At 42.2% G+C, this 11,739-nt stretch carries 14 protein-coding genes; 5 read left to right on the top strand and 9 right to left on the bottom strand.

Features of this window, described 5'->3' with window-relative positions:
* Positions 1-688: tRNA (adenosine(37)-N6)-threonylcarbamoyltransferase complex transferase subunit TsaD (gene tsaD, locus A3763_RS09440; RefSeq protein WP_068759996.1), on the bottom strand; the 688-nt coding region annotated here is incomplete at its 3' end.
* A gap of 27 nt (positions 689-715) precedes the next feature.
* Entirely contained in the window at positions 716-2,242 is a 1,527-nt protein-coding gene (gene ppx, locus A3763_RS09445; RefSeq protein WP_068553023.1) for an exopolyphosphatase, read from the bottom strand.
* 125 nt (positions 2,243-2,367) lie between these two features.
* Here ppx and trxA point away from each other — a divergent pair, with 125 nt between their 5' ends.
* The gene (gene trxA / locus A3763_RS09450) at positions 2,368-2,694 is read left to right on the top strand and encodes a thioredoxin TrxA (protein WP_068509988.1); all 327 of its coding nucleotides are present in this window, start codon (positions 2,368-2,370) and stop codon (positions 2,692-2,694) included.
* Between the two features lie 78 nt (positions 2,695-2,772).
* Positions 2,773-3,384, top strand: a complete 612-nt coding sequence (gene mobA / locus A3763_RS09455) for a molybdenum cofactor guanylyltransferase MobA (protein ID WP_068509986.1) — start codon at positions 2,773-2,775, stop codon at positions 3,382-3,384.
* A 37-nt stretch (positions 3,385-3,421) separates the two neighbouring features.
* Here mobA and A3763_RS09460 read toward each other — a convergent pair whose 3' ends face one another.
* From A3763_RS09460 to A3763_RS09485, 6 genes are all read right to left on the bottom strand, one after another.
* Positions 3,422-4,207, bottom strand: a complete 786-nt coding sequence (locus A3763_RS09460; RefSeq protein ID WP_304438860.1) for an amino acid ABC transporter ATP-binding protein — start codon at positions 4,205-4,207, stop codon at positions 3,422-3,424.
* A 21-nt stretch (positions 4,208-4,228) separates the two neighbouring features.
* Complete coding sequence (locus A3763_RS09465; RefSeq protein WP_231872152.1) at positions 4,229-5,335, bottom strand: amino acid ABC transporter permease; 1,107 nt, start codon at positions 5,333-5,335, stop codon at positions 4,229-4,231.
* Positions 5,336-6,532, bottom strand: a complete 1,197-nt coding sequence (locus tag A3763_RS09470; RefSeq protein ID WP_068509983.1) for an amino acid ABC transporter permease — start codon at positions 6,530-6,532, stop codon at positions 5,336-5,338. It lies immediately after the preceding gene.
* Between the two features lie 186 nt (positions 6,533-6,718).
* Positions 6,719-7,741 (bottom strand): amino acid ABC transporter substrate-binding protein, encoded by a 1,023-nt coding sequence (locus A3763_RS09475; RefSeq protein WP_068509981.1) that lies wholly within the window; start codon positions 7,739-7,741, stop codon positions 6,719-6,721.
* A gap of 138 nt (positions 7,742-7,879) precedes the next feature.
* A complete protein-coding gene (locus A3763_RS26970; protein ID WP_082865098.1) occupies positions 7,880-8,098 on the bottom strand; it encodes a hypothetical protein in 219 nt (72 codons plus the stop codon).
* A gap of 306 nt (positions 8,099-8,404) precedes the next feature.
* Complete coding sequence (locus A3763_RS09485) at positions 8,405-9,178, bottom strand: alpha/beta fold hydrolase (protein ID WP_068509979.1); 774 nt, start codon at positions 9,176-9,178, stop codon at positions 8,405-8,407.
* A 126-nt stretch (positions 9,179-9,304) separates the two neighbouring features.
* Here A3763_RS09485 and A3763_RS09490 point away from each other — a divergent pair, with 126 nt between their 5' ends.
* From A3763_RS09490 to A3763_RS09500, 3 genes are all read left to right on the top strand, one after another.
* The gene (locus A3763_RS09490; protein WP_068509978.1) at positions 9,305-9,718 is read left to right on the top strand and encodes a PilZ domain-containing protein; all 414 of its coding nucleotides are present in this window, start codon (positions 9,305-9,307) and stop codon (positions 9,716-9,718) included.
* A 372-nt stretch (positions 9,719-10,090) separates the two neighbouring features.
* Positions 10,091-11,128, top strand: coding sequence for an AraC family transcriptional regulator (locus tag A3763_RS09495; protein ID WP_068553024.1), 1,038 nt, complete (start codon positions 10,091-10,093; stop codon positions 11,126-11,128).
* Between the two features lie 9 nt (positions 11,129-11,137).
* A complete protein-coding gene (locus tag A3763_RS09500) occupies positions 11,138-11,503 on the top strand; it encodes a hypothetical protein (protein WP_068553025.1) in 366 nt (121 codons plus the stop codon).
* Here the strand turns inward: A3763_RS09500 and A3763_RS09505 are convergent.
* Positions 11,492-11,739 (bottom strand): DUF2058 family protein (locus tag A3763_RS09505; protein WP_156495030.1); only part of this gene is annotated, 248 nt, incomplete at its 5' end. The two genes, A3763_RS09500 and A3763_RS09505, sit on opposite strands and share 12 nt — an antisense overlap.

The following is an 11,739-nucleotide window of genomic DNA, read 5'->3' on the forward strand; positions in this document are numbered from 1 at the left end:
GGACATCATTTACCGTGTTCAAGGTAAAAGTTTTCAGGCCACTAAAACTAAAATCCAGTCCTGGCCGATCTGTCATTGGACGGGGAAATCGATAAGGTGTTCCACCAAGCTCTGTTCGGGCATATTCAGCCAGTTTCGCAATTCGGGGACCTCCCGGGTAATCGAGCCCTAACATTTTCGCCGCTTTATCAAAGGCTTCACCTGCCGCATCATCTAATGACTCACCCAGAATTTCATATTCACCAATAGACTGCACTGAAACCAATTGAGTATGGCCACCCGATACAAGTAAACCAATAAAGGGGAATTCCGGTGGACTATCTTCTAGCATCGGCGCCAGTAAGTGTCCTTCCATGTGGTGTACACCGATAATGGGGATATCAAGCGCCATCGCTAAGGCATTCGCAATGGAAGCACCGACCATCAGCGCTCCTACTAATCCCGGCCCTGCAGTATAGGCAATCGCATCAATATCGCCCTTCTCTAGCCCAGCTTCTTTGAGAATAGCGTCTATTAAAGGAATGGTTTTTCTTACATGATCTCTAGAAGCTAATTCCGGGACAACACCACCATAGTCCGCATGCATCTCTACTTGGGAATATAACTGGTGTGCAAGCAAACCTTTCTCACTATGATATAAAGCAACACCGGTCTCATCGCAAGATGACTCAATACCTAAAACAATCATTAAGAATCTCGTGTAGTTGGAAAGTCGTCAATCTTTAGCTAGCAGTAGAAGAAAGCCCTGCTTACGTAACAAGTCTTGCTCTAACTCCAAGATCGACGTATTTAAGGGATTTGCCTCAAACCAGCCTTTCCCCATACTAAGGGATAAGCACTCGTCCTGAGCCCTTAGGGTGAAATCCGTTTCAGCTTGATTACGTTCTGCTGTCAGCGCAACCGCCAGTCTGAATATTGTGCACAGGCGCTTCAGTGTTTGCGTTTCCTGTTTACTCATTCCAATAAAAGGCTCATCACTAAATTTCCGTCTGTGAGTACGTACTATCACAGAAAGGTGCAGCTGAGTTAATCTCGAGAAACCTGGTAGGTCAGAGTGATAAACGAGATAAGCACCATGCCGGTGGTATTGTGCATGAGCAATAGAGTGCCCAACCTCAAAAACCCGGCTTGCCCAACGTAGTAGATTTTCACATTGCGGTAAGGCTATATCCCAATACGAAGCAATTTGCTTGTATGCATGAAGCGCTGTTTTCTCTACTCTTTCAGCGTGTTCAACATCAATAGCATAGCGAGCCTGCATCGATTGAAGTGAACGTTCTCTGACATCCTCATGCTGAATCCGGCCTAGTATGTCATACAGCAAACCTTCCCTAAGCGCGCCCGATGTGAACTCCATTTCTTTGATGCCCAGTACCTTAAAGCATGAGTAGAGTATGGAAAAGCCGGCTGCAAAGATCGATGCACGCTCAGATTTCACACCTAGTTTAACTAAGTCCTCACAATGTCCGAGAGTAATCATCAGGCCTTTTAGTTCTTTCAAAGCTTTTAATGTAATCGTTTCTTCAGCTAAACCAAGATGACGCAAAGCATTTAGAATAGCCTTAATTGAACCCGAAGCACCCACTGTATGCTGCCATCCAAGCGACTTATATTGTTCCTTTATGCTGAATAATTCTCTGGATGCGTGCTTGATTGCTTTATTAAATCCTTGCTCAGTTAGCTCACCACCAGGAAAATATTTTTCTCTGAAAGAAACGCAGCCCATATGCATACTTTCTAAGGCTTTTGCCTCAAAGCGTTCACCAATTATCAATTCGGTGCTACCACCACCGATATCGATAACCAGGCGATTGCCTTTATCATCAGCCAGGGTATGAGCAACACCAAGATAAATTAGACGCGCTTCTTCTCTGCCAGAAATTATTTCTATTGGGTGACCTGTTACACGCTCGGCATCACGCAGAAAGTCAGTTTTCTTTTTGGCTGCTCTTAAAGCATTTGTACCCACGATCTGCACAGATGCAGAGTCAAAGCTCTTGATCCGCTGGGAGAAGCGCTTCAAGCACTCAATTGCCCTGATATGGGCTTCTGGAGTTATTTCTCCATTTTCGTCGAGACCTGCCGCTAGCTGGACCTTTTCACCAAACTTATCAACGACTCTAATCTCGCCATGAGAAATTTTTGCGACAACCATGTGAAAACTGTTTGAGCCCAAATCTATCGCTGCAATGTGGTCTGAGCAGCTATTTGGCTCTGCTTTCGTATCATTGTGAGTTAACACGTCCTTGAAATCCTCTGATAAGGCTATATATTACTCGTTACGATTTTTCATTTCTTAAGAGATAGCTGTATTGTAACGCATCAAATGCTTTCAGGCTTCTCTAAATCTTTTATTGGAATCAAAACATGAGTGATAACATCATCAATGTAAGTGACGCAACTTTCGAAACGGAAGTTTTAAATTCTGACATCCCTGTACTTGTCGATTACTGGGCGGAGTGGTGCGGCCCTTGTAAAATGATCGCCCCTGTCCTTGAGGAAATTGCTGACGACTATGCTGGCAAGATCAAAATATGTAAGTTAAATATTGATGAGAATGAGCAAACCCCACCTAAATTCAATATTCGTGGCATTCCAACCTTGATGCTATTCAAGAATGGTAATGTTGATGCAACGAAGGTAGGCGCGCTATCAAAATCTCAGTTGACAGCTTTTGTTGACAGCAACTTGTAAGCCCACTAGTTTACGCTTTGCATAGGTGGCACTCTTCTTGGGTGCCACATCGCTACTCTCCTATCAGATTTAGATCTCATGACACTGCAAATTGATGGCGGTATTCTTGCCGGTGGCCTTTCCACTCGTATGGATGGCAAGGACAAGGGACTGCAACTCTATCGACAAAAACCAATGGCCCAGTCTGTTTTTGACTCGCTTCAGCCTTATGTTCGTCGCGTGTTAATCAACTGCAACCGCAATCAAACTCAATATCAAGAAATCAGTCCTCTTGTGTGTTCTGACTCAATCGAAGGCTTCCAAGGTCCTTTGGCAGGACTACACAGCTTGATGTTGAACACTGATGCTGATTATTTGCTTGTCAGCCCCTGTGATACACCCTGCCTTGGACAAGAGTATGGTCAAAAGATGCTCAATATCTTGTACCAAAAACAAGAGCTGTTCCCTGGTCAGCCTTTGATAATCGCATCGAGAGATGAAAACAGAAGCCACCCTCTTCACTTATGCATTTCTACTCAGTTTGTTGATAGCTTGGAAGATGCAATCGTAAACAGGCAAAACCGCGTAATGAAGTGGGTTAAAGATAACGGTGCTATCTGGGTTGATTTCTCAACATCAAGAAATGCTGAAGCCAGTAGCTTTATGAACTTCAATACACTTGAAGAGCTATCTTCTTCTCAAGGCTATTAGCTCTCTCATCAAGAATAAGAAGCTCGGCTGCTTGGGATTAATGCTGAAGTATCTGACTTAAGAATAGTTGTAAGCGGTCAGTTTCTGGGTTTGTAAAGAATTCCTCTGGTGTATTTTGCTCAACAATTTCACCACCATCCATAAATATTACTCTGTCCGCTACACGCTTAGCAAAGCCCATTTCATGAGTAACACAGAGCATCGTCATACCTTCATCAGCTAGCTCAACCATGACATCGAGTACTTCTTTAATCATTTCCGGATCAAGAGCAGAGGTTGGTTCATCGAACAGCATGATTTGAGGTGACATACAAAGAGATCGTGCAATCGCTACACGTTGTTGCTGACCACCCGATAACTGACCCGGGTACTTAAGTGCTTGGTCTGGAATCTTCACTCGCTCCAGATACTTCATTGCAATCGCTTCGGCTTCCTCTTTGGGTTTTTTCTGTACCCAAATTGGCCCAAGCGTCAGGTTTTCTAAAATGCTCAAATGGGGAAACAGATTGAAGTGCTGAAAAACCATACCGACTTCACGACGGATCGCTTCGATATTCTTAACGTCTTCGATCATCTCAACACCATTCACAACCAAAGACCCTCTTTGAAACTCTTCCAGTCGGTTGATACAACGAATCATCGTCGATTTACCTGAACCAGATGGTCCACAGATAACAATTCGTTCACCCTTTTTGACACTTAAGTTTATATCTTTGAGCACATGGAAATTGCCATACCATTTATTCAGATCTTTAATTTCAATAACGTTATCTTTACTGCCCAGAACCTCAGAGTTTTGGCTTTTTACATCTGTTTTCATCATTAATCTCCGTAGTAGACAGCGCTATTTATTATTATGGCTGGTATCCAGCTTGCGTTCGATATTACTGCTGATCATTGACATACCAAAGCAGCAACACCAAAAGACCATAGCGACAAATAAGTAGCCTTCCGTTGCATGTCCCCCTAACCAGTTTGAGTTATTCAAAGCAGTTTGAGTGGTACTGAGCATTTCAAATATACCGATGATCAAAAGGAAGGTAGTATTTTTGAATAGCATAACGAAGGTAGCAAGAATATTGGGCATCGATACTTTGATCACCTGGGGCAATATAATCAGCAAAGTTTTCTGCCAATAACTTAGGCCAAGCGAGTCAGCGGCTTCGTATTGCCCTTGGGGAATTGCTTGAAAGCCACCCCTAAATACTTCTGCCATATAGCCCGACATAAATAGAATCAGAACAATCCACACCCTAAGTAATTTATCTACGCTGGTGCCTTCAGGAAAAAATAATGGCAGCATTACCGAGCCCATAAAAAATAGGGCTAAAACCGGGGTTCCCCTAAAAAACTCGATCAACAAAATACAGACACTACGTATAAAAGGCATCTCCGATCGTCGACCTAGGGCCCATAAAAAGCTCAACGGAAAAGCAATAATAATACTCGCTGACGCCAAAAAGATATTCAGTGCAAAGCCACCCCATAAGTCAGTACTTACTGTCATCAAACCAAACAGGCTACCGTCCAGAAATGTCGCACAGACAAATGGAAATAACAAAAATACCGGGACGCCAATCTTATTCCGAAGATCTTTTGGCAAGACATAAGGCAAAGCAATGACAGCAGCGAGACTCAATAAAGCAAGATTCACTCGCCACAGTTCTGAGCTGGGGTAACTGCCATACATAAATTGTTGCATCCAGGCAGAAACAAATACCCAACACGCGCCTTCTTTAGAGCAAGCTTCCTGGCTGTCACCACTCCAGTCGGCTGAAAAAATCAGCCAATCCAGCATGCCAGGAACAACGGAGAATAAAATTGCTAGGATAATAATAGTAGCTGTTGAATCGAAGATATTAGAAAAAAGGTTTTCTTTAATCCAGCCAATGACACCAACTGTATCCTTGGGTGCCGGTTTATCAGGCAGCGCTTTAAACTCTCTCATCATTTACTTCCTTTCCACCAAAGCGACTTTCGAATTGAATCGATTCATAACAAAGGAAATACACATGTTTATGACAAAATAGACCGCCATTGTCATAAATACGATTTCTATCGCTTGTCCCGTCTGATTGAGTGTGGTGCCGACAAAGACAGTAAACAAATCCGGGTAACCAATAGCTGTAGCCAGCGTCGAGTTTTTCACCAAGCTTTGATATTCACTATTTAGCAAAGGCGTGATGACTCTCATCGCCTGGGGCACGACGATCAGTGACATAATCTTTCGCTCACTTAAGCCAACACTACGTGCGGCTTCAGTTTGTCCATGCGGCACCGATTGAACACCCGCTCGAACAGCTTCTGCAATGAATGCACCGGTATAAATACTTAAAGCTAAAACCAAAGCCATTAGTTCCGGGATTATTGAGGTTCCACCGCTGATATTGAAGCGCCCAAGCTCTGGGTATTCCAAGTGAAAAGGAACACCCATTATTAGTGTTGTCAGTAGCGGCAGCCCAAAAAGAATACCCAGACTGACTGAAAATACAGGAAACTGCTCGCCCGTATCATCTTGCCTTCTATGCGCCCAGCGGCGAAGAAAGAATATGCCAGCAATCGCTATACACAATGAAGCGTATACAAACATTGAGCCTTGCTCATCAATCACACTTGGGATAAACAAGCCTCGAACATTTAGAAAAATCGATTCACCAACAGAAAAACTGTCACGCGCTCCGGGCAATGAAGCCAGTACAGCGAAATACCAGAAGAAGACTTGTAGTAATAATGGAATATTTCGAAATATTTCTACATAAATGACTGATAAGCGTCTGACTAACCAGTTGTGGGAGAAATAAGCGACCCCCATAACAAAGCCGATAATAGTTGCCAATACGATACCAATCATCGAAACCATAATCGTATTAAGCAAACCTACGATAAATGTTTTCCCGTAGGTATGTGTCGCATCGTAAGGAATCAAGGACATTAAGATATCGAAGCCTGCGGTAGTAAATAAAAAGCCGAAACCGCTTTTTATTCCTCGAGCTTCCATATTGGCGATTGCATTGGAAACAATCGAATAGAAAAAGTAGCCAAGTGCGAAAACCAGGATTAATTGATAAATAATCGCCCTGTTACGAGGGTTATTTATAAATGAACCCGACTTAAGCTTTAAGTGTTCGGACTCCGGATCTGAAGACATAATATGGCCTTACAAATTATTTCCAAAAGAATGCTGTTAGCTACCTATAAAGCGAGCCATTTTTTTACTCAGCTTCTAGACTTAGTAAGCGCTAACTTATTATTTGAGAATTTTCTAGCTACTGGATTAAACAGCCTGCTACTAAACAAGCTGTCTAATCTTATGCTTACAAGAAGCCAACCTGTATTATCGAACAGGTGGGGAATACAGAATACCACCTTTGTTCCACTGGGCATTCAAACCACGTGAAATTTTAAGAGGTGAGTCCATACCAACATTACGCTCAAACGACTCGCCGTAGTTACCTACCTGCTTAACGATGTTATAGGCCCAACCGGCTTCCAAACCAAGCTTCTCACCAGCATCACCCTCAGAACCCATCAAACGTTTTTGAGCCGGGTTACCTTCAGCTTTAGCCTGATCTACATTTGTACTGTTAACACCTAAGAATTCTGCTTCTATCAAGGCGTTCATTGTCCACTTAACGATATTGAACCAACCATCATCACCCTGTCTAACCACTGGGCCTAATGGTTCTTTTGAAATAACTTCAGGCAAAACCATTGCTGAAGAAGGGTCTTTTAGGCCGATACGAATCGAATATAATTGTGATTGATCAGAGGTTAATACGTCACAACGGCCGCTTTCAAAGCCTGCACGAGTCTGATCTGAAGTATCATATGTAACTGCTGTGTACTTCATACCATTTGCACGGAAGTAGTCAGCCATGTTCAATTCAGTGGTGGTACCTGCCTGAATACAGGCAGATGCTCCATCGAGCTCTAATGCACTTTTAACACCTAGCTTTTTGGATACCATAAAGCCTTGGCCATCGTAGTAGTTTACACCAGCAAAGTTCAAACCTAGTGATGTGTCACGTGTATGAGTCCAAGTAGTATTACGAGACAAAATATCTACCTCGCCACTTTTTAGTGCTTCAAAGCGTTCTTTTGCAGTGAGTGGGCGATAAGTTACTTTATCTGCATCGCCTAAAACCGCTGCAGCAACCGAACGACAAACATCTACATCCAGTCCGCTCCACTGCCCTTTCTCGTCTTTTTGTGAAAAGCCCGCTAAACCGACACTCACGCCACAACTTACCATACCTTTCTTTTTTACTGCATCAAGTGTTGAACTTGCATAACTTTGTTGTGCAGTTAACCCTACTGCCACGATCGCAATACCAGCGGTCAATTTATTAAGTTTCATTATCCTAACCCCTTTATATAGTTGTATTCTCCCGTGACAGCATTACACGGTAGCATTTGAGATTAACATAGATCCAAAGCAAGATTGAACTCCTATTTCCGGATCCATTGTTATAATCGATTAAATATCACGAGTTCGTTAATTTCTGGGCAAGCCTTTTAATTCTGCATAAGTATCCTGAATCATTTTTGCATCTGCACTGGCCCGATGACGCGCCAGACCTGCTAATTCAATAACTTTGTCGTGGACGGGTGTCCATTGTTCTCGTTCTTCCTGGCTAAGCAATGAGAGTAAAGATTCAATTCGAAAGGCTTGTATACATTCAGCTTTATCAAATAACTGACCCAGCCAGCACATGTCATTAGCCCAGCCATCTGAATATATGGTCTGACCTGCAAGGTTGTGGTTAAGCCACTGGGCAACGCTAACAATATCTCGCCCTTTTTCTTTTAATAGCTCTTGGGATATTCCATGAAGCGCTTCGGCGTCCCGGTTCTATTTCGTCCAATGAGCTAATGGTTTTATCAGGGTACAGCCCGTTTCTCCCTTACCTGAAATAAAACCTACTTCGATTGGATAAGAGCCCTTTCCTAAGCCTGAAGCTTCAATATCTATTATTGTTGGTAAACTCATAACTACCTTTCTAGTGTTGTTATGTATAGTCTAGTCGATACCCGTAAGAAAACGTTCACATATTCCTATAAAGGTTTCCGGTTTTTCTGCATGTAACCAGTGACTGGCTTTTGGAATGATTCGGACTTTTGCAAAGGGAAATAAGCTCACTACTTTTTCTTTATGGGCGGCCTGTATATAGTCTGATGCTTCGCCAGCAATGAAGAGCACTTCCCCTAAAAAAGGTTTTTCAGCATGCTGTCCATCCAGAATATGATGGTAATTTTGATGGATGGCGTTGAGATTTACTTTTAGATCGAAACCTCCACCGGGCTTGGCTTTTAGATTCTTTAGTAAAAATTGCCTCACCCCCTGCTCTGGAACAAATTCCGCTAGCAAAGAATCTGCTTCCTTTCGACTTACGATATCTGACTCTAGCAAAGCAAATAAACCAGCAAATATTTCATCGTGATGTCCCTCATACCGAACAGGCGATATATCGGCAACGATCACGGCCTTTATTCGTTTTTGCTGGTGCAGGGCTAGACTCATAGCGACTTTTCCACCCATGGAATGTCCAAGCACATATGCGATATCAATACCTTGATCATTCATATATTCGATCACATCTTCTGCCATAAGCTCATAGTTCATCTCTTCGCGATGAAACGAACGACCATGGTTTCTCAGGTCAATAGCATGGGTTTTAAACTTACTTGCCAAGGCCGTTGCAACACTGCCTAAATTATCTGACGAGCCAAACAGGCCGTGAAGGATCAATACGGGGAAACCTTCCCCTCTTATGCGCGAATATAGTTTAGTCATTGTATTTTTTTTAATCAGTTCACATTATCACCAAGAGCTCATGGCATATTCTCATATGTATCCTAATCTGACTAATTAAATGCTTTTCACTTCTAAACTGTGATACGTAGTAAGGTATATTTTTTAATGATTGTAGAGCTCCACCCTAAAGAAAATCGTCGTAACCGACGCGTCCCCGCCGCAGAACTCGTGGCACAAATCAAAACTAAACAAGGTCTATTTTCTAGCTGGCTTGATTTAGATGTTCTCGATTTCAATCTCCTTGGCCTTGCTCTGGCTGTACCCAGTGAACCAGAACTCGGAAGCAAGCTAAGTTTGCGCCTCGTTTTGAATATGGACATGGGGGAGCTAAAAGTTAATCAAATTGAGGCAAAGATTGTAAATAAGGTAAGGATGGATAATGACGATACTTCGTGGCGAGTCGGCTTGGTCTTTTCAAACCAGTCTAAGCAAAGCGGCGATAACCTTAGCCAACTAACACGCATTAGAGATATGCTTGAGAGAAATAACGCAATAAAGCAGCGTTTGAAAGCAGTTTAGTGTAATAAAAAAAGGCGCACTTCGCGCCTTTTCTTGAACCTCTTAATCTACTTAGCAAAAAAACATACTGTTCAGATAATTTGCTAGCTCAGAACAATTTTCTTTTTCATTTTCATTTTGTGGTACAAAAACTTCGTATTCCATAGTGGTTCCCCGTCAATAACACCGCTAGTATAAGTTTGTAATTCGTTTACTGTACAACTCCTAAAGGACAGTGTGTGTAATATATAGCAGACCGAATGCCTGTTCTTGACGATATGTGCCACCTTTTTGACTGACTGTAGCATTCCTAATTAACAGTAATTAATACACAGCTTTGGTTTAATTACTACAATAGGTATCTTTAGTCACGGTTAGGGAAAGGAAAGCTAAATGACAATTAAGTCTGGCAAGTCCCGGGTCAAAAACTTGTTCGTAAACTCCTCAACCGCGAAAGTATTGTGCGAATATCTTATTCAAAAAGGTATCAATAACGAGCTTTTGATTTCTACCTTGGCCTGTGAACTACACGAGCTTGAGTTAGCAGACTTCCGACTAAATATCTCTGCTTATCATGCGTTATGGTCTCTTGCGCTTTCCTATACCTCCGACGAGCGTCTTGGCCTTAAACTCGCTCAGAATCCCCATAATGAAGAAATGGGTTTAGTTGCACACATTTTCTTTAATAGCCCAACCCTCTATGAAGGACTTCAACAATACCAACGCTACTATTCTTTGGTTAATGAAGGCATGCATATTGAAATTCACAATGATGATAAGTTTACTTATCTGGAATATGTCTGTGACTACAATGAGGTTTACTGCTCAGCCGATATAGAGCATACACTTGCGTTGTCAGTATTACGGGTCCAAGACCATATTAATCGAAAGCTCGATTTGGAAGCCGTTCATTTTCAACACCCTGCACCGGGTGATATTTCTGAGTTTAAAAAAATATTCCGTTGCCCTCTTCGATTTAACCAGAGCCACAGCACACTCATTTTTAAGAAGTGTTATCTCAACTACAAGCTACCCAGGCGTAGCCCTTATCTTTATAAATTATTGATTAAACATATAGAGTCGCTTTCTAGAAAAATTCTACCCGCGATCAGCTTTACCGACTCGGTAAAGACTACCCTTGAAAGCCAGCTTTCCAAAGATAAGGTAGATGCTGAAAATATCGCAAAAAGAATGAATATGAGTCGACACACGCTATATCGACGTCTTAAATCAGAAGGAATTTCCTTTCATGACCTGCTTGATGAAGTGCGTGAAGAAAAGGCCTACGCATATTTAAATAAAGGCAAACATAGTCTAAGCGACATTGCTTTTTTGCTCGGCTTTTCTGAACTTAGCGCCTTTAGCCGTGCTTTTAAACGCTGGACCGGAATTTCTCCCGCAAAATATCTTAAATCTCGACCCCAGGAATAGTATACAAGCATGCTAAGACTTCTCTTTATCCTTCTGACTGCGCTGACACTTGATGCTTGTACAAGCTTGAGTCACTTAAAGGCACCAATCGCAAAGAAGCATGTTGAACAGAAGACTAAAACACCCGCTAGTGAAAATATCGAGGAATTATGCAAGTACACATCCCATAAAGGCATTTCCGAACTCATTTCAGTGAAAGGAGCCTACCTCACTTTTATATTCTTTCCCGGTAATGTCGAGTTTCGTCTTGAAAAAGAAAAATTCCCTCTACAAAAGCTTATCGGCAGCGAGTTCAAGGCTATTTATGAAGAACTGGTTCAAGGGCATGCTAAATGCCACAAACCAGCACCTCAGATCATAGGTTTACCACATTAAGTCATCAGGTATTTGATAATCTTTATACGGATCATCTTCTTCTATTTCTGTATCTTGCGGCTGTGACTTCTCCATGTGGTAGACAATCGCTGCCTCATCTCTCTCTATTATTTTAGTGGCCGCTGTTGCTGGTATTAAGATAAAACTTTCATCTAAATTGGCTATTGCTAACCTGCCTTTCAATAAATGAGTTTGTTGCTGTTCTGATATATAGACCTTTTTGATCTTTTTATCGA

This window comes from Oleiphilus sp. HI0128, from assembly GCF_001635365.1.